The organism is Bradyrhizobium sp. I1.14.4, assembly GCF_050435825.1.
Taxonomy (GTDB): Bacteria; Pseudomonadota; Alphaproteobacteria; order Rhizobiales; family Xanthobacteraceae; genus Bradyrhizobium.
In genome coordinates this window covers 467,925-486,757 of sequence record NZ_JBNDLA010000002.1, presented here as the reverse complement: position 1 = coordinate 486,757, position 18,833 = coordinate 467,925, and the positions used below count along the sequence as shown (strand labels likewise).

Annotated in this window: 14 protein-coding genes; 6 read left to right on the top strand and 8 right to left on the bottom strand. The window is 64.7% G+C overall.

The window, feature by feature from the left end; genetic code table 11:
- Positions 1-621: 621 nt before the first annotated feature.
- Positions 622-1,560, bottom strand: coding sequence for a GlxA family transcriptional regulator (locus tag ABIB78_RS06130; RefSeq protein WP_429022592.1), 939 nt, complete (start codon positions 1,558-1,560; stop codon positions 622-624).
- Positions 1,561-1,670: 110 nt separating this feature from the next.
- Here ABIB78_RS06130 and ABIB78_RS06125 point away from each other — a divergent pair, with 110 nt between their 5' ends.
- Positions 1,671-2,357, top strand: a complete 687-nt coding sequence (locus ABIB78_RS06125; RefSeq protein ID WP_429022589.1) for a DJ-1/PfpI family protein — start codon at positions 1,671-1,673, stop codon at positions 2,355-2,357.
- Between the two features lie 373 nt (positions 2,358-2,730).
- Here the strand turns inward: ABIB78_RS06125 and ABIB78_RS06120 are convergent, their stop codons facing one another.
- The gene (locus ABIB78_RS06120; protein ID WP_429022587.1) at positions 2,731-3,141 is read right to left on the bottom strand and encodes an NADH:ubiquinone oxidoreductase subunit NDUFA12; all 411 of its coding nucleotides are present in this window, start codon (positions 3,139-3,141) and stop codon (positions 2,731-2,733) included.
- Positions 3,142-3,406: 265 nt separating this feature from the next.
- Between ABIB78_RS06120 and ABIB78_RS06115 the strand changes: the two genes are divergently transcribed.
- Positions 3,407-3,982 carry a BA14K family protein gene (locus ABIB78_RS06115; RefSeq protein WP_429022585.1) on the top strand — a complete coding sequence of 192 codons (576 nt, stop codon included), beginning with the start codon at positions 3,407-3,409 and terminating at the stop codon, positions 3,980-3,982.
- 64 nt (positions 3,983-4,046) lie between these two features.
- On the opposite strand, the gene ABIB78_RS06110 is transcribed toward ABIB78_RS06115, so the two are convergent.
- Positions 4,047-4,943: a DMT family transporter gene (locus tag ABIB78_RS06110; RefSeq protein WP_429022584.1), complete on the bottom strand. Its 897-nt coding sequence runs from the start codon at positions 4,941-4,943 to the stop codon at positions 4,047-4,049.
- Positions 4,944-5,122: 179 nt separating this feature from the next.
- Here ABIB78_RS06110 and ABIB78_RS06105 point away from each other — a divergent pair, with 179 nt between their 5' ends.
- Together ABIB78_RS06105 and ABIB78_RS06100 are read left to right on the top strand one after the other, a co-directional pair.
- Positions 5,123-5,527: a response regulator gene (locus ABIB78_RS06105; RefSeq protein ID WP_429022581.1), complete on the top strand. Its 405-nt coding sequence runs from the start codon at positions 5,123-5,125 to the stop codon at positions 5,525-5,527.
- Between the two features lie 19 nt (positions 5,528-5,546).
- Positions 5,547-7,784 (top strand): CHASE3 domain-containing protein, encoded by a 2,238-nt coding sequence (locus ABIB78_RS06100; RefSeq protein ID WP_429022579.1) that lies wholly within the window; start codon positions 5,547-5,549, stop codon positions 7,782-7,784.
- A 156-nt stretch (positions 7,785-7,940) separates the two neighbouring features.
- On the opposite strand, the gene ABIB78_RS06095 is transcribed toward ABIB78_RS06100, so the two are convergent.
- Entirely contained in the window at positions 7,941-8,834 is an 894-nt protein-coding gene (locus tag ABIB78_RS06095) for a DMT family transporter (RefSeq protein WP_429022577.1), read from the bottom strand.
- Positions 8,835-9,654: 820 nt separating this feature from the next.
- On the opposite strand from ABIB78_RS06095, the gene ABIB78_RS06090 reads away from it, so the two are divergent.
- Positions 9,655-13,428, top strand: a complete 3,774-nt coding sequence (locus ABIB78_RS06090) for a vitamin B12-dependent ribonucleotide reductase (protein WP_429022575.1) — start codon at positions 9,655-9,657, stop codon at positions 13,426-13,428.
- Positions 13,429-13,621: 193 nt separating this feature from the next.
- Here the strand turns inward: ABIB78_RS06090 and ABIB78_RS06085 are convergent, their stop codons facing one another.
- On the bottom strand, positions 13,622-15,031 hold the full coding sequence (locus ABIB78_RS06085) for an amidase (RefSeq protein ID WP_429022572.1): 1,410 nt from the start codon (positions 15,029-15,031) through the stop codon (positions 13,622-13,624).
- A gap of 108 nt (positions 15,032-15,139) precedes the next feature.
- On the opposite strand from ABIB78_RS06085, the gene ABIB78_RS06080 reads away from it, so the two are divergent.
- Positions 15,140-15,727, top strand: coding sequence for a TetR/AcrR family transcriptional regulator (locus tag ABIB78_RS06080; protein ID WP_429022570.1), 588 nt, complete (start codon positions 15,140-15,142; stop codon positions 15,725-15,727).
- A 351-nt stretch (positions 15,728-16,078) separates the two neighbouring features.
- Here ABIB78_RS06080 and ABIB78_RS06075 read toward each other — a convergent pair whose 3' ends face one another.
- The 3 genes from ABIB78_RS06075 to panD all read right to left on the bottom strand — a co-directional run bounded on the left by ABIB78_RS06075 (position 16,079) and on the right by panD (position 18,498).
- On the bottom strand, positions 16,079-16,351 hold the full coding sequence (locus ABIB78_RS06075; RefSeq protein WP_146984224.1) for a DUF2312 domain-containing protein: 273 nt from the start codon (positions 16,349-16,351) through the stop codon (positions 16,079-16,081).
- Between the two features lie 144 nt (positions 16,352-16,495).
- Positions 16,496-17,620 (bottom strand): metallophosphoesterase, encoded by a 1,125-nt coding sequence (locus tag ABIB78_RS06070; RefSeq protein WP_429023004.1) that lies wholly within the window; start codon positions 17,618-17,620, stop codon positions 16,496-16,498.
- Positions 17,621-18,108: 488 nt separating this feature from the next.
- Entirely contained in the window at positions 18,109-18,498 is a 390-nt protein-coding gene (panD, locus tag ABIB78_RS06065) for an aspartate 1-decarboxylase (protein ID WP_429022568.1), read from the bottom strand.
- Positions 18,499-18,833: the final 335 nt, after the last annotated feature.

The following is an 18,833-nucleotide window of genomic DNA, read 5'->3' as shown; positions in this document are numbered from 1 at the left end:
CGGCTGGGGCACGTTTCGTGCTCAGCGCATCCGTGTATTTCTGCGATCGTGGGCTGATCCTGGTGATGTGAATGGCTGCGCTATTCCGGCGCGGCGGACCTGCTAGTTCTATTCAAGACTAATCGTTCTATTCAAGATTAAGTCGTTCAACATCCTGCCCCGCTTCGGCGGGGCTTTTGTGCTGCGAGGGGGCGATCTCTACGCGCGGCGAGTCCGCGAAAGGGCCGGACCTCCGTCAATGACCTATTTAACGCGCGTCAGGTGCACGCTCGGCCATGTCGGTTGCGGGAGGCAGAGCGGATATCGCGGACCAGCGGTCGTTAAAATCCTTAGCCGGGAGCGTGTCCGTGCCGGAGGCGACAATGCCGTCGGTCCGGGACGCGTGCGACCTCATCGTAGCGGCGGTTGCCGTGACAGCCAGCAGGGCGACAGCCACGAACCCAGTAATCGTTCGATGCTTTGTCATGTAGAACCTCCTCGGGTCCCCAACGCCCACTTAACGTAGGTCACGGGAACCTTCGCGCCGGTTCATCAGTGCAAAGCACGGATCGTGTGAGATCGGACAACGAGCTTGTCCCAAACTCAAATTGCCTCTGCCGGCAGCGCCGATGAATTTGGCGCCTACCCCACCCGCGCGGCCCGGCGCAGCGATTGCGGCGGCTGGCCGAAGGCGCGGATGAAGGCGCGGCGCATCCGCTCCGGATCGCGGAAGCCGGTGATCTCGGCGACACGCTCGATCGCCTCGCCCGACGACTGCACACGCTGCCGCGCCACCTCGATCCTCAACCGTTCGACCGCTTTCGATGGCGTGGTGCCGGTCTCCGCGATGAAGGCGCGGGTGAAATGCCGCGAGCTCATCCCGGCCTTGTCCGCGAGGTCCTCGACCGTCAGCGGCGCGTCGAGATGCTCGCGCGCCCAGGCGAGCAGCGGCCCGAACCGGCCGTTCGGCGTCTTCAATTCCAAGAGCGAGGAAAACTGCGACTGCCCGCCGCTGCGCCGGTGATACAGCACGAGCTGCCGTGCGGTGTTCTGCGCGACCTCGTCCCCGTAATCTTCGGTGATCATCGCGAGCGCAAGGTCGATGCCGGCGGTGATGCCGGCCGAGCTCCAGATATTGCCGTCGCGGACGAAGATCTGGTCCGGCTCGAGCTTGATCTTCGGGTAGGCCTTCACGAAATGCGGCGTGCGCTGCCAATGCGTGGTGGCGCGGCGGCCGTCGAGCAGGCCCGCCTCGGCCAGCACATAGGCGCCCGAGCAGACGCTGGCGACGCGAATGCCGCGGCCCGCCATCCGTCGCACGAATGACAGCGTGGTCGGACAGGTCGCCGGCGTACGCACGCCGTTGCCGCCCGCAATGATCAGCGTCGTGATCGCCGCCGACGGCTTGAGGCCGCGTGCCAGCATCTCGACGCCGGACGAGCTGCGCACCGGCCCCGCCTTCACCGCGATCGTCCTGATCGCCGTCGCGTTGTTGGCGAAGCGCGCCGCGATCTCGAAGGCCGCGATCGGGCCGGCCGCGTCGAGCAGCTGGAAGTCAGGAAAGATCAGGATGCCGATCATCGCAAATCCTCGCAGAGGTCACTAGGTCTGAAAATGAGGGAAATACGCCATTTTGGGCAGGAGGCCACCATGGCACCGTGGTTCCGTCAAGCGCAATTTGGAGACCTCCGATGTCCGAACCCCTGCAGATTGGATTGCTCGTCTTCCCGAAGGTGACCCAGCTCGACCTGACCGGCCCGCTGCAGGTGTTCTGCTCGGTCCCAGGCGCCAAGGTGCATCTGATCTGGAAACGGATCGAACCCGTTCCGACTGACTCCGTCATGGTCCTGACGCCGACCACGACCTTTGCCCAGTGTCCGCAGCTCGACGTGGTCTGCGTGCCCGGCGGGTTCGGCACCGACGACATGGTCGGCGACGAGGAGATGCTGGCTTTCCTGCGCAAGCAGGCCGAGGGAGCGAAATACGTCACGTCGGTCTGTACGGGATCGCTGGTGCTCGGCGCGGCCGGTCTCCTGAAGGGCTATCGCGCCACCACGCATTGGAGCGCGATCGATTTCCTTTCGGGCTTCGGAGCCATTCCGACCAGGACCCGCGTCTGCGTCGATCGTAACCGCTTCACCGGCGGCGGCGTCACGGCCGGCATCGATTTCGCGCTGACGCTGGTGTCCGAGCTCGTCGACCGCAAGACCGCGGAAGCGATCCAGCTCAGGCTCGAATACAACCCGGCCCCGCCGTTCAATGCCGGCTCGCCCGACACCGCGCCGGCCGAGATCCTCGCCTTCATGAAGGAGCGGATGGGACCGGCCCACGCGCGCCGCAGCCAATTGATGGGCCGCGCCGCGGCACGGCTGTCCTGACCTGATCGCCGCAAAGAAAAAGGCCGCCTGGTTTCCCGGGCGGCCTTTCCTGTCTTACGATAGCCTCACATTTGCGGGCGATTTCAGGACATCTGTACCGGGGGCCTATCTCCCGGCCGCATCCAACTCGGAGGCCGCTGCTCATCGGGACAGTCGCGATCTGGAGCCCGATCCGACGCGATGGTCTCCCATCTCCGTAAGATGGCTTCATTGAGCCGCGAACCCGCGCGTAACGCAAGCACACAACCTCGGGCGCCGCCCAGCTGTCCCCGCTGTTACCGTTGTCCACAGGCGCGCCCCGCGCTGCCACAGGCGCGTGCGATACACGCGTGGCGTTACGCGCGTGCGCGGCAGACACAACGATGCGCGAGGGTCAGCTTCGCGGCGTCCAGGCGTGGTAGTCGCCGGTCGCCTTGGGACGACGGCCGCTCGCCAGCGTCGAGCCGGACGGACGGTAAGCCTGCGCGGTGCCGGTCATGTTCGGCAGATGCGGCTTTTCCCATTCCCGCGGGGTGTAGTTCTGCTCGGTCGGAGGCACATCGACGGTGTGATGCAGCCAGCCGTGCCAGCTCGGCGGTACCCGGGACGCTTCGGCATAGCCGTTATAGACCACCCAGCGGCGCTCGAAATGCAGCGTCGGGTCGATCTCGCCGCCCTTGGTGCGATAGTAGCGATTGCCCTGCTCGTCCTCGCCGACCAGCTCGCCGTAGCGCGAGGTCCACAATTGCGTGCCAAAGGTCTGGCCGTTCCACCAGGTGAAGAATTTCAGCAGGAATTGTTTCATGCGTGGCCGGTCGTCGGTTCGAGGCAGTCCGGCTCTGATGCCACCTGAATCCCCAAATGTCCAGCCGCCGCCAAGGTAGCCCGCCACTCCATGGCCCCCGACGAGGGGCCCCATTCGGCGACCAAATGACGCGGTCACGGAGAGTTTTGTTCAGCTGCCATACATGCGCCGGCGCGCAAGCAAAGATGACCCACAATCAATGTGGAGCACGGGAACGTCCAACCGCAGAATTGGTTAGACATTATCCGTTTTGATGGAGTCCAAAATGATCAATGTGAAGGTTCTGAGCACCGCAGCGGCTCTGGCGCTTGCGCTGCCGCTGGCTGTGGCGCCGACCGTTTCGTTCGCCCAGTCCGCCGCGCAGATGGGTGCGATGGGCGGTGGCGGTGGTGCACGCGGTGGTGGCGGCGGCGGTGGCGGCCATATCGGTGGCGGCGGTGGCGGCTTTGGCGGCGGTCGTGGTGCTGCCATGGGCGGTGGCGGCGGCTGGCACGGCGGTGGTGGCGGCGGCCAGTGGGCCGGCGGCGGCGGCGGTGGTTGGCGCGGCGGCGGTGGCGGCTGGCACGGCGGTTACCACCGTGGCGGCGGGTTCTGGCCCGGCGCGGTGGCCGGTGCAGTCGTCGGCGGCGCCCTCGCCTCGGGCGCGTATTACGGCTCCGGTTATTATGGCTACGGCCCCGGCTACTATGACGACAGCTACGGCTATTACGACGAACCGTCTGTCGCCGTGGAAGCCGCACCGGGTGGCGACGCGAGCTACTGCGCGCAGCGCTACAGGTCCTACGATCCCGCCTCGGGCACCTATCTCGGCTATGACGGCCTGCGGCACGCCTGCCCGTAACGGCGGCCTGAATCTTCTATCCGGCGAAGGGCGGCGGCAACGCCGCCCTTTTCATGTCCGCAAGTCATGTCCGCAAGGCGACCGCGACGGCCGCGAACGTCACCAGCAGCGCCGCGACGTCGGTTGCACTGAGCGGCTCACGCAGCATCGCCGCTGCCGCGAGCACGCCGACGACGGGCACCAGCAGCGTGCCGATCGACGCGGTCGCCGCCGGCAGCCGCTCGAGCGCCGCGAACCAGCAGACATAGCAAAGGCAGAACTGGATCAGCGTCATGTAGACCATCGACGCCCAGCCGAGCTGCGACAGCGCGGCAAGCTGCGGCTGCTCGATCAATAGGCCGACGATCGCGATCGGCACGCAGCCGATCGCAAGCTGCCAGGCCGCGAGCGACAGCGGCGGCATTGCGAGCTTGAAGTATTTGGTCAGCACCGTGCCAAGCCCGACGCAGAGCGCGCCTGCGAGCGCGAACAGAATGCCCGGCAGCTTGCCAAGGCTTGCGTCGATGCCGCCGCTGCCGATCAGTGCGGCGATCCCGGCGAGCGCCACCGCAAGCGCGAGCGCGCGCGGCAGCGACACGCGCTCGCCAAGCACCGGCCAGGCCACCAGCGCGACCCACACCGGAATTGATATCCCGAGCACGGCCGCCTCGCTGGCCCGCAGCCAGATCAGCGCCAAGCCCATGGAGGCGACCCAGCCGCCGATCGAAAGCGTCGACACCAGGGCAAGCCGCAGCCACATGCCGTCGGGAACGCGCAGCATCTCGCCGCGCGCGCCCGCCACCAGACCGAGTGCGATCGCGCCGACCACGCCGCAGAGTCCGCGCGAGGACAGCGGCGGCCACTCAGTCAGCAGGAATTTCATGATCGGGAAGTTGAATCCCCAGCCGGTCGAGGCGACCACCAGGAATGCGAGGCCAAGCGGTGACAACGCAGCGCGGCCGGCAATTGGAACTGCGGTCATGGACCCGTCGTAAAGGGGATGGACAAATACAAGTGATGTGTCAGAGCTAGCTCGAAATCTGCTTGTCAGCAAACAGCATATGCATTCTATGATACAGACTTTCTGTCGCGGTTCCGCCTTAATCGGCAAACGGGCCAAGCGGGTCGTCGGCACGCGAGGCCATAGCAAGAGGATGCATCGTGCCGAGCGTTCTCGTGGTCGATGACGACCCGATGGTGTGCGTTGCCATCGAGGTGTGTTTGCAACGCCAAGGCTTCGAGGTCACCGTCGCCGACGGCGGCGAGGCGGGCATGCGCGCGCTGGAGAAGGCGACGTTCGACGTGATGCTGGTCGACGTCTTCATGCCGCATATGCGCGGTTTCGAGGCGATCCGGGTTTTCCACCAGCGCGCCCCCGATATTCCCGTCATCGCGATGTCCGGCTATGCCTTCGCCAATGCCGACCGCGCGCCGGACTTCCTGCGGATGACCATCGAGCTCGGCGCGTCCGCCTGCCTGCGCAAGCCGTTTACTCCGCAAGCGCTGGTTGCCGCCGTTAACGAATGTCTTGCGAAGTCCGCTCCTTCTGCTCGTCTTTCTAAATAATTGCTCGTACTAATCGTCGATGGCTTCCCAGCGTCTCATTCTCGGCAGCGGCCTTGCGATCCTCCTCGTCATCAGCGCGGCGTCGATCGGGCTGGATGTCAAGTCGCGCAGCGAGATTGATTCGGTCGATCGCACCCTCCGCATCCTGAAGTGCATCTCGGACGCGCGTCCGCTGCCGCGCGCCGTCGAGAGCGCGGCGCGCGGTTTCGCGCTGACCGGCAACGCCTCCTTTGCCGACGAATTTCGCGAGCAGAGCACCGCCCTCACCGCTGCCTTCGACGAGCTGACCACCGCCGTGAAGTCGGCCCCTGAGGAGGCCAAGCTGATCACGGGGACCAGAGGAGAGGTCGAACGCGCCATTGCGCTCGGCGGCGAGCTGATCCGGTTGCGCACCGCAGGCGACACGGCCGGCGCCGCGGCGCTGATCTCCGCGGGCGAGAGCCGCGCGGTGATGGACAAGGTTGGTGCTGCGCTCGACCGCCTGGTCACCGAAGAGCGCCGCCTGCTCGGGATTCGCACCGAGCAGTCGAAGACCAATGGGCGGCTGCTGCTGATGATCGATCTCGCCGGCGTGGTGATGATCCTGCTGCTGGCGATCGCGCTGATGCTGGCGGCCCGGCGTGCCAGCCGCGAACTGCAGGGCGCGCTCAGCGCAACCAAGGCGACCAATTTGTCGCTCGAGGGCAAGGTGGCCGAGCGCACCAAGGATCTCGGCGCCGCGCTCGAAGGGCTCCGCCGTTCCACCTCGGTGATGGAAACCACCTTCCGCACCATGGGCGAAGCGGTGCTCGTGATCGACGGCGCCGGCACCGTGCTGCTTTCGAACCCCGCCGCCGAAAAGATGCTGCGCTACAAGCCGGGCATGACGGTCCGGCAGCTGCGCGCCATGAGCAACGTGTTCCAGTCCGACGGCGTCACGCCGATGCAGGCCGACGACATGCCGTCAGCCAAGGCGCTGCGCGGCGAGGAATTCGACGGGCTGGAATTCGTCGCCCGGCCGGTTCGCGGCGCGCCGGAGATTCACCTCGTGGTGTCGGGCCGGCCGCTGCGCGATGGCGACGACGCCATCACCGGCGCGGCGCTGATCTATCACGACATCACCGCCTCGCGGGAAACCGAGCACAAGCTGCAGCAGGCGCAGAAGCTCGACGCCATCGGCAAGCTGACCGGCGGCGTCGCACACGACTTCAACAACATGCTGACGGTCATCACTGGCACCACCGAGACGCTGGTCGAAAGCCTGCGCGCGCAGCCGCAGCTCGCCAAAACCGCCGAATTGATCGACCGCGCCGCCGAGCGTTGCCGCGAGCTGATCCAGCATTTGCTCGCCTTCGCCCGCCGCCAGCCGCTGGAGCCGCGCACCGTCGACATCAACGGCACCGTGGTCGACATCGCCAAGCTGCTGCGGCCGACGCTCGGCGAGCAGATCGAGATCAATTCGGTGCTCGCGCCCGATGTCGCCAGCGTCCATATCGATCCGTCGCAGCTCGCCAACTCGCTGCTCAACATGGCGATCAACGCCCGCGACGCGATGCCGAATGGCGGCAAGCTGTTGTTCGAGACTAGCAACATCGTGCTCGATGACGCCTATGCGGCGACGGATCCCGACATCACGCCGGGCCGCTACGTGCTGCTCGCGGTCAGCGACACCGGCACCGGTATGTCGCATGCGGTGCAGGACAAGGTGTTCGAGCCGTTCTTCACCACCAAGGAGGTCGGCAAGGGCACCGGCCTCGGCATGAGCATGGTCTACGGCTTCGTCAAGCAGTCCGGCGGCCATATCAAGATCTACAGCGAGGAAGGCCACGGCACCACGATCAAGCTCTATCTGCCCCCTGCCCGCGGCCAGGTCGAGGTCGAGGTATCAGCGCCGGAGCCGGTGCGGCGCGGCAGCGAGGTCATCATGGTGGTGGAGGACGATCAGCTGGTGCGCAACTACGTGGTCACGCAGCTGACGAATCTCGGCTACAAGACCATTGCCGTTCCCGATGCCCGCGCAGCGCTGGCGCTGGTCGACAAGGGCGAAAAGTTCGACCTGCTGTTCACCGACGTCATCATGCCCGGCGGCATGAACGGCCGGCAGCTCGCCGAGGAGGTCGCCAGGCGGCGACCCGGCATCAAGGTGCTCTACACCTCGGGCTATACCGAGAACGCGATCGTGCATCACGGCCGGCTCGATGAAGGCGTGCTGCTGCTCGCGAAGCCTTATCGCAAGGCGCAGCTCGCGAGCATGCTCCAGCAGGCGCTCGGCGAGTGATGTGCGCTTACCTCTCCCCGCCTGCGGGGAGAGGTCGGAATTCAAGCACAGCTTGAATTCCAGGTGAGGGGTACAGGTCTCACAAGGCTCATCACTGGTGGAGAGAGCCCCTCCCTCCTGCCCTCTCCCCGTAAAGAACGGGGAGAGGAGCAGACTCTACCTTGTCGCCAGCGCGACGCCGATCAGCGTGAACAGCAGCGCTGTGATCTGGGTCGGCCCGAGCGGCTCATGCAGCGCGACGGCGGAGGCAATCACGCCGATCACGGGCACCGCCATGGTGCCGATCGCCGCCACCGAGGCCGGCAGGCGGGCGAGCGCGGCAAACCAGGCGACATAGGCGACGCAGAACTGGATCAGCGTCGAATAGACCAGCAGCCACCAGCCGACCGTCGTGACCCGATCGAGATGCGTGGTCTCGATCAGGAGGCCCACGATCGCGATCGGCACGCAGCCGAGGCCGATCTGCCAGGCCGCGGCCGGGATCGGCGGCATCACCAGCGGATATTTCTTCGCCAGCACCGTGCCGAGCGCAAAGCCGAACGCGCCGCCGAGCGCCATGATGATTCCCGGCAGCTTCTCCTCGCTGGCGGAAATCCCGTTGCCGCCCATGATCGCGGCAAGTCCCGCGAACGCCATCACCAGCGCAATGGTCCGCAGCAGCGTCGGCCGCTCGCCGAGCACCGGCCAGGCCAGCAGCGAGGCCCACACCGGCATGGTGTAGGCAATCAAAGCGGTCTCGCTCGCCGGCAGCCACAGCAGCGCGAGCCCCATCAGCACCATCCAGCCGCTGACGTTGAGCGCCGCATACAGCACGAGCCGCGGCCACAGCCGGGCCTCGACACGCAGGCTCTGGGCGCGGATCAGCGCCAGCACTGCCAGCAGCACGGCGCCGATCACCCCGGTGGTGCCGCGCAAGGTCAGCGGCGGCAACTCGCCGAGCAGGAACTTGGTGGACGGCCAGTTGAACCCCCAGCCCACGGACGTAATGGCGAGGAACATCAGGCCGGCGGGCGCAAGGCGCGGCCGCGCGAAAGGCTTCTGGTCTGTCATGGAACCCGGCAGGGATGTGAGTCGGCCCAAGCTTGCCCGCGATTTTGTCGCCCGACCATCACGGCTCTGACATGCCTGATCCTTAGTTTGCCCGTAGGGCTACGTGAGTCCCCAAAATTCAATCCGCCAGCGCGAATAAAAAGTTCGCCTGTGAACAGCGGGGCGAAACTCCAATCCACAGGCAGAGCGAATTTTTTTTGGCTTGGGAATCCCTGAGGACTCACCGATAGTTGGCTCGATCACAGACGCGGCACCGCCCCCTGTTATCCCCCTCGCTCCACCATATTTAGTGTTTGATTCAGAAACTCGTACTAGTTCTTGACGAGCGTGACGGACATGGCCTAGCTTTCAACCTGTTCGGCGCGAGTGTGTTTGGGTCCCCGCCGGTCGCTCCCACAAGGGTTCCAAAATGACCACTCCGCCAGGCCTTCGGGCCGCGGGTGAAGGGCTTGTCTGCCCTGATTTTGGGCCGAGTCTTTTGGGCTAAGGGACGACAGAACGGGCCGAGAAGGACCCGGAAACAGAGGCCGTAACCGGCCCGCAAAGGAAGCGTACGCGTGACGTGTCGCGTGAGCGTTTGGGGCGTTGAATGCATGACCCGGAGGACCCGTAACGTCGGGATCCGCGCCGGGATCGTGCCGCCGCAGGGCCGGGTCAAACCGGCGCCTGACGGATGAGAGAAACAGGCCGGGTCCACCGGCTGAGCTGCGGATGACGGGAGGCGTGCTGACGCGTGGTCCCGAAAGTCCGCGAACAGATAACATTCCGGCAACCTGCGGGGAAACGTAGGACCGGGCAGAAGAAGAGACGGGGCTCGACCATGCGAATCGAACGACGCAACACCACCAGCGGACAATCGCCCTATGCCGGGATCAATTTCCGCCTGACCACATCTGAGATCCGCAACCCTGACGGCTCGGTCGTGTTCCGTGCCGAGAACGTCGAGGTTCCGGAGTTCTGGTCGCAGGTCGCCTCCGACGTGCTGGCGCAGAAATACTTCCGCAAGGCGGGCGTCGCCGCGCGCCTGAAGAAGGTCGAGGAAGAGACCGTGCCGTCGTGGTTGTGGCGCTCGGTGCCGGACACCGAGGCGCTGAACCTGCTGCCCGAGAACGAGCGCATCGTCGGCGAGACTTCGGCAAAGCAGGTGTTCGACCGCCTCGCCGGCTGCTGGACCTATTGGGGCTGGAAGGGCGGCTACTTCTCTTCGGAAGAAGACGCGCTGGCCTTCTTCGACGAGCTGCGTTTCCAACTGGCAAAGCAGATGGTCGCGCCGAACTCGCCGCAGTGGTTCAACACCGGCCTGCATTGGGCCTATGGCGTCGATGGCCCCGGCCAGGGCCACTACTATGTCGACTGGAAGACCGGCAAACTCACCAAGTCGAAGTCGGCCTATGAACATCCGCAGCCGCATGCCTGCTTCATCCAGGGCGTCGGCGACGACCTCGTCAACGAGGGCGGCATCATGGACCTCTGGGTGCGTGAGGCGCGCCTGTTCAAATACGGCTCCGGCACCGGCTCCAACTTCTCGAGCCTGCGCGGCGAAGGCGAAAAGCTGTCCGGCGGCGGCCGCTCGTCCGGCCTGATGAGCTTCCTCAAGATCGGCGACCGCGCCGCGGGCGCGATCAAGTCGGGCGGCACCACCCGCCGCGCCGCCAAGATGGTCGTGGTCGATGTCGATCACCCCGACATCGAGACCTATATCGACTGGAAGGTGAAGGAGGAGCAGAAGGTCGCAGCCCTCGTCACCGGCTCCAAGATCAACCAGAAGCACCTCAAGGCCGTGATGAAGGCCTGCGTGAACTGCGAAGGCAGTGGCGACGATTGCTTCGATCCCGAGAAAAACCCGGCGCTCCGCCGCGAGATCAAGCTCGCCCGACGCAACCTCGTGCCCGACAACTACATCAAGCGCGTCATCCAGTTCGCCAAGCAAGGCTACAAGGATATCCAGTTCGACATCTACGATACCGACTGGGATTCGGAGGCCTACCTCACCGTCTCCGGCCAGAACTCCAACAACTCGGTGTCGCTGAAGGATGACTTCCTCCGCGCGGTCGAAACCGACGGCGACTGGAATCTGATCGGCCGCACCACCAGGAAGGTCACGAAGACGCTGAAGGCGCGCGACCTCTGGGAGAAGATCGGCCACGCCGCCTGGGCAAGCGCCGATCCCGGCCTGCACTTCAACACCACGATGAACGACTGGCACACCTGCAAGGCGTCCGGCGACATCCGCGCCTCCAATCCGTGCTCGGAATACATGTTCCTGGACGACACGGCGTGCAACCTCGCCTCGGCCAACCTGCTGACGTTCTACAGCAGCAGCACCAAACGGTTCGACATCGAGTCCTACGAGCACCTTTGCCGGCTCTGGACCATCGTGCTCGAAATCTCCGTGATGATGGCCCAGTTCCCGTCGAAGGCGATCGCCGAACTCTCCTACGAATTCCGCACGCTCGGCCTCGGCTTCGCCAACATCGGCGGCCTCCTGATGACCATGGGCCTGCCCTACGACTCGAAGGAAGGCCGTTCGCTCTGCGGCGCGCTGACCGCGGTCATGACCGGCATCGCCTACAAGACCTCGGCCGAGATGGCGGCCGAGCTCGGCACCTTCCCTGGCTACAAGAAGAACGCGAGCCACATGCTGCGCGTGATCCGCAACCACCGCCGCGCCGCGCACGGTGAAAGCCGCGGCTACGAGGCGCTCGCGGTCAATCCGGTGGCGCTCGACCACGCCTCTTGCCCGCAAGGAGACATTGTCACCCATGCCAAGCTGGCGTGGGACGACGCGCTGGCGCTCGGCGAGGTCAACGGCTATCGCAACGCCCAGACCACGGTGGTGGCGCCGACCGGCACCATCGGCCTGGTGATGGATTGCGACACCACCGGCATCGAGCCCGATTTTGCGCTGGTGAAGTTCAAGAAGCTCGCCGGCGGCGGCTACTTCAAGATCATCAACCAGGCGGTGCCGGCGGCCTTGCGCGCGCTCGGCTACCGCGAGAGCGAGATCGCCGAGATCGAGGCCTACGCCGTCGGCCACGGCTCGCTGTCGAATGCGCCCGGCATCAACGCCTCCACGTTGAAGGCCAAGGGCTTCACCGACGAAGCGATCGCAAAAGTCGAGAAGGCGCTGCCGACCGCGTTCGACATCAAGTTCGCCTTCAACAAGTGGACCTTCGGCGAAGATTTTATTCGCGACACGCTCGGCATCGGCTCCGAGGCGATCGCCGCGCCGGGCTTCGACCTGCTCTCGGCGGTCGGGTTCACAAAACGCGAGATCGAGGCCGCCAATGTCCACATCTGCGGCGCGATGACGGTGGAAGGTGCGCCGCATCTGAAGGCCGAGCACTATCCCGTGTTCGATTGCGCCAACCCCTGCGGCAAAGTTGGCAAACGCTACCTTTCGGTCGAGAGCCACATCCGGATGATGGCGGCCTCGCAGCCGTTCATCTCGGGCGCGATCTCGAAGACCATCAACATGCCGAACGACGCCACGGTGGAGGACTGCAAGTCCGCCTATTTGCTGTCGTGGAAGCTGGCGCTGAAGGCCAACGCGCTCTACCGCGACGGCTCGAAGCTGTCGCAGCCGCTCAACTCGCAGCTCATCGCCGACGATGAGGACGAGGACGATGCGGTCGAGGCGCTCTACGAGAAGCCGATGGCGGCGCGGGCCGCCCAGGTTTCGGAGAAGATCGTCGAGAAGCTGGTCGAGCGCATCGTCGTGATGCGCGAGCGCGAGAAGATGCCGGATCGCCGCAAGGGCTACACCCAGAAGGCGGTGGTCGGCGGCCACAAGGTTTACTTGCGCACCGGCGAGTATGACGACGGACGGCTCGGCGAGATCTTCATCGACATGCACAAGGAAGGCGCGGCGCTGCGCTCCTTCATCAACAATTTTGCGATCGCGGTGTCACTCGGTCTGCAATACGGCGTGCCGCTGGAAGAATATGTCGACGCCTTCACCTTCACCCGCTTCGAGCCGGCAGGGCCCGTGCAGGGCAACGACTCCATCAAGTACGCGACCTCGATCCTCGACTATGTCTTCCGCGAGCTCGCGGTGAGCTACATGGCGCGCTTCGACCTCGCCCATGTCGATCCGAACGAGTCTGGCTTCGACGCCCTCGGCAAGGGCGTCGAGGAAGGCAAGGAGCCGGATGAAGGCCCCGCCCAGCAGGCGACGAAGTATGTGTCGAAGGGCCTGACCCGCTCGCGCACCGACAACCTCGTCGTCATGCGCGGCGGCTCGGCCGCGGTGAGCCAGAACGCCGACAACGCCCCTGCCGGCGGCAGCCGCGTCACCGCGCTCTCCTCACACGGCGCAAGCGCCCGCGGCTCCTCCGACACCGTCGAAGGCGCGGTCGCCCTGAAGCAGGAGGTCAGCCACGACCTCTCGCCGACCGAAAAGCTCGAGGCCCTGAACTGGAGCAAGCCCGGCACCGCCGCGGCCGCCGCCCCGTCCAAGGCCGAGCGCCGCGCTGAAGCGAAGGCAAAAGGCTACGAAGGCGAGATGTGCTCGGAGTGCGGCAACTTCACCCTGGTGCGGAATGGGACGTGCATGAAGTGCGATACGTGCGGAAGCACGACGGGGTGTTCGTGAGACGAGCTCTCCGCTCCTTGCAGCCTGCAGCCGTGGGCAAAGTTGGTCCCCTACAAGTTCGCCCCTAATCGAGGCGAAGTAGGTCCCCTAGCCTGGAAACATGAAAACCCCGCCGTCACCGGCGGGGTTTTCACTTTTTAGATCGGCGACTGAGACTTGTGCAACGGCCCGCAGCCGCCGACGCTCGGTTGCGTCAAAGGCTCGGATGCAGGTCGCGCACGGTGCTGACCCCTTCCAGGAGCGAAGCGAGATGCAGGATGGTCGGCTCAGCGAGCCAGCTTCCGACCAGCTGCACGTTGATCGGCAGCCCTTCTTTGCTAGTGCCGAACCGCATCGACAGGCCCGGCAGCCCCGTGACGTTGAGCGGCACGGTCGCGCCCTGGAGGTACGTGGCATCGACCTTCTGGCCGTTAATGACGAACTCCGCCACACCATGTTTGTGGGCCGGGATCGGCAGCACGGGAGTGATCAGTGCATCGTAGCTCCGGAAATACGCGGCGTAACCGTCACGCAGCCGCTCGGCTGCCTGCTCCGCGTCGATGTAGTCCTTGATGGACGTGTCGGGCAGCGAGAGCATGGTCTTGGCCATCTTGTAGAGCTCGTCCCGGCTCCGCCCGGCCGTCGCTTCCGCAAACGAAGGCTTCATTTCCATCACATGCAGCCGATTGAACACATCGAGGGCAAAATCACGCTCCAACGCCGGGATGCGCACCGGCTCCACGAAACAGCCGAGATCCTTGAGCGCCTCGGCTGCCTGCTTGACCGTTGCGGCAACCTCGGGATCGACCGGCCCGAAGCCGGGCTCTACGAGCCAACCGACCCGGAACTGACGGTCGGGCACGCGCGCCACGCCGGCATCGAACGGAGCCGTGCTCGTCGCGAAAGCGTCTTGCCCGTCAGGTCCGGCCAATTGCGACAAGGCGAGCGCGAGGTCGCGGACACTACGCGCCATCGGTCCGACATGCCAGAAGCGGCGCGGCACGCGCGGCCAGATCCCTGTCATCGGCACGCGGCCATGCGTCGCCTTGAGGGAGACGATGCCGGTCTGTGCGGCCGGACCGCGCACCGAGATCGCGAGATCGGTGCCGAGGCCGAGCGGCGACATGCCGGCCGCGATGGCCGCGGATTCACCGCCGCTCGAACCGCCGGGCGTGCGTTCCAGATCCCAGGGATTGTTCGACCTGCCGGAAAGCAGATTGTCGCTCTCGATCCAATAGGAGAACTCGGGAAGGTTGGTCTTTGCGAGCAGGATGCCGCCCGCCTTCTTCATGCGCGCGACACTTGTCGCGTCGAGGTCGGGAACGCGTCCCTTGAAGATGGGCGATCCGCGCTGCGTCGCCACGCCAGCGGTGTCGATCGAATCCTTCACCGTGAAAGGCACGCCATGAAGCGGCCCGAGCTCCTCGCCGGCGACCACCGCCTTCTCCGCCTGTTTGGCGGCTTCGAGAGCTCCCTCCGCGACCGTGACGATCGCGTTGACCTTTGGATCCACCGCTTCGATGCGATCCAAATGCGCCCGCACGACTTCGACCGGGGACATCTCCTTCGTACGGATCAGTTCGGCCAGCTTGGTGGCATCTGAATAGATGATTTGCGTTTTCATTGACGCTTTCCCTACCTAACACTTGGTAGTCTCGAGATAGGTCTCCCCAAAATCGGCGTCAAGCCCTATCTATCACTTGGTAGGCTGGCGAGCGGCAAGGAGTTCGTTTTGAACGCAAATTCACGGGAAGCGATATTGGCGGCGGCCAGGCGGACCGCGCAGGCTCACGGTTATAGCGGCCTAAATTTTCGGGATCTCGCGGCGGAGGTGGGCATCAAGGCCCCGAGCATCTACCACCACTTTGCAAGCAAGGCCGACCTCGGCGCAGCGGTCGCAAAGCGCTATTGGGAAGACGCGGCGGCGGATCTAGAGACGATCTCGAAGGACAGCGCCGATCCCCTGCGCGCGCTGCACGAATATCCCAACATCTTCCGGAAGTCGCTGGAGAGCGGCAATCGTCTATGCCTCTGCAGCTTCATGTCGGCCGAGTACGACGATCTTCCCGGAGACGTGCAGAAGGAGGTTCAAGCCTTCGCCGAGATCAACGTGGCCTGGCTGAGCAAGACCCTTGTCGCCGCGGGCCTGGTCGGACGCGGAGCAAGCGAAGCTCGTGCCCGCTCGATCTTTGCGGCTGTCGCCGGGGCGCAGCTCATGGCGCGGAGCCGGTCGGACATCTCGCTCTTCGATGCACTGATCGATGGCTATCGAACCGCTGGTTTGCTTCCGGGCAAAAAACAGAGAGTCCGCCGGACCTAGATCGACGAGCATCAAGCGTAGCCGGGATGAGCCAACGGGTCGCTCGAATGCGCGCCGATGACAGGCTCCGCGACATCCGGGACCGACACGCAACTCGCAAGATCAATCCCGCATATCGCTTCGCTCATGAGGACTACTTGCTAATCTTACTGCGTCACAAATGTCCTATTCCCTCATCCTGAGGAGCCCGCAGAGCGGGCGTCTCGAAGGATGTAGGCCACAGGACGGGCCTCATGGTTCGAGACGCGCTTCGCGCTCCTCACCATGAGGGGCTGGTGACGCAGTAGCACTAACCCGCCCTACTCGCTGCTCGCTGCCTGCTTATGAATGCATGCAACGCGCTGGCCGGGCTCACGCCGCCTTCGCGGTCTTATCTTCTGCCGGCGCCGTTTCCATGGCGCGCATGTAGAGATCGAGCAGGGATTCGCGCTCGTCGCGCTCATCCTGGTCCTGCTTGCGCAGCTTGATGATCTCCTTGAGGATCTTCACGTCGAAACCTTCGCCCTTCGCCTCCGAGAAAACTTCCTTCTTCTGCTCGCTCAACTCCTGGATTTCAGTGTCAAGGTTCTCGATCCGCTCAACGAAGGAACGAATTTTTCCGCCGGGAATGGTGATGTCAGACATGGTGCCTCCTGCTGAATGAGGCCGTGAAAATGAAAGCAAAGAGATGACCAATGTCTTAAGCCGCGCGACTGGCGCGGCGTGTTCATAGCGGAGGTATTTTTTTGACAACGGCGCGCTCGCATCATCGCATGCGAAACAAATCATTCAGGCGTCGTCAGCCACCCGCAACGTGATCCGCGTCAATTCGGACGGGCGGCCGAGCCGCAAGGCAAAACCCGGCCACAGCGCGGTGCCGTTGTTGACGTAGAGCGACATCCCGTCGACGTCGTAGCGGCCCGAGACGAAGCCGGCATTGGCGCGCGCGGCCAGGCGGTCGAGCCCGAGCATCAATCCGCCATGGGTGTGTCCGGAGAGTTGCAGGGCGACGCCGAGCCGAGCTGCGTTTCGGGCGTCGCTCGGCTGGTGATCGAGCAGGACGATGGGCGCACCTTTCGGAGCGCCTTCGAGAACCGCGGCAAGGTCGCGGACGGAATGCCCCCGGTGGCGCGACGCGCGGTCGGTAATCCCTGCGATCACCAGCCTGTCGCCGCCGCGATCGAGAATGACGTACCTGTTCTCGAGCGAGCGCAGGCCGAGCGCAGCATAGTGGGCCATCCACCCGTCATAGCCGAAGATATATTCATGATTACCCGAGATCACGTAGACGCCATCGGCGGCCACAAGGTCCCGCAACGGCGCGATGTCCTTGCGCCGCGCATCGACGGTGCCATCGATCAGGTCGCCCGTGATCGCGATCAGGTCCGCGCCGAGCTTGTTTGATCGCTCGACGACGGCGCGCGCCCACGGCGCAGGAAACAGCCGGCTGATGTGAAGATCGGTCAGTTGCAGGATGGTGTAGCCGTCGAACTCTCGCGGAAGTGCGCGGATGCCGATCTCGACGTCCTTCAGGGGCGGAATTCGCATCGCCTGATGGACGCCGATCGCGGCGGCTGCGGCCGCGAGCGCGGCAAGCGCGTAGCGGACGCCGTCAGGCGCGCCGACGATGCCGCCGTGGATCAGGGCGGTGACCAGCAGTCCGCCATCGAGCGCCAGTTGCAGCAGCGCCAGCAGGACGATCGCACCGAACGCCCAGTTGAACAGGACGACCACCGGACGCGGAAACTCCGGCGAGAATTCCGATCCCGACGACAGTCTATTCCAGCGGTGAAACTGCAGGGCGAGCAGCACGAGCAACGCTGCGACGATCTTTGCCGGGAGCGGCCAGTCGAGCGGCCAGATGAAGCGGGTCAGGATCAGCAGACTGGTCAGGCCGAATATGAGCTGGGGAATGGGTTCGCTCCGGATTGGATCCAGGGAAATCGCATATGGAGGCGGGCGTGATCAGTGTCCCCACGATCTCGTCATGCCCGGGCTCGTCCCGGGCATCCACGTCTTGGTTTCCACGCGAAGAAAGACGTGGATGGCCGGGACAAGCCCGGCCATGACGGTGTGGAAAGATCAGTCTACTCTATATGCGATTACCCGGGGATTGGATCGGTTAAGGCTGCGCGGTCGGCGCTCAGCGAACGTAGGGTGGATCGGCCGCAGGCGTAAGCCCCCGTCATCAGCACATTTTCGGCACGTTGCGCCTCGCTGAGACGCCCTGCGCGCTCATGATTTGCTGTGGGAGCAAGGCTGACGCCGGCAGCGGCGTCGCCCTGGCAAGGCTGGCCGGGTTGGAGCTTTGGTGGAGGTCGCCAAGCATCTTCCCCATCAGCATCAGTGACGCGACGATTCTCTGCCGGTGGCCATCGGTTGAACGACGTGGCGAGCCAAGCCTACACCTCAGCCAGCGCGCCAGCCGACAAAACCCCACCCGCCTCCACCCGCCGGTTGTTCTCGTCGACGATCACCACGCGCGGCCGAAACCTGCGCGCCTCCTCGGCCTCGAAACCGGCATAGGCGACGATGATCACCTTGTCGCCCGCCATCGCCAGGCGCGCGGCGGCGCCGTTGAGGGCGATGGTGCCGGAGCCCGCGGGCGCCTCGATCACATAGGTCGAGAACCGCGCGCCGGTATCGATGTTGTAGATGTCGACGCGTTCGTTGATCAGGAAGCCGGCGGCCTCGATCAAATTGCGGTCAATCGAGATCGATCCCTCATAGTGCAAGTCCGCTTCGGTGACACGCGCGCGATGAATCTTACCCTTCATCAAAGTTACTTGCATCGAGGCCATCCCGTATCGTTGCATCGGAATTATCCGCGCCGCCAATACGGATCGCGCGGCTCGCGGTCAATATGCGTCGCGCGACCGGCACACCGCGGGCGCGACCTTGCGTCGGTACGTATGTTCTGAGATTGCGGATTTCCTTGGTCCGAATGCGCTGCCGTTGGCAGAAACCCTGGAATAATCACGCTGTATTTCGCCCTTCAGGGAGCATGGCATTATCTCGCCATCGATCAGCCAGCAGCGGACGAAAAGGCGGATTAGCCGACCACGTCCGCCTTAGCTCACGCGCGGAGGCGCAAGACGCAATCCGCCATTCTCTGCAATCCCGTCGG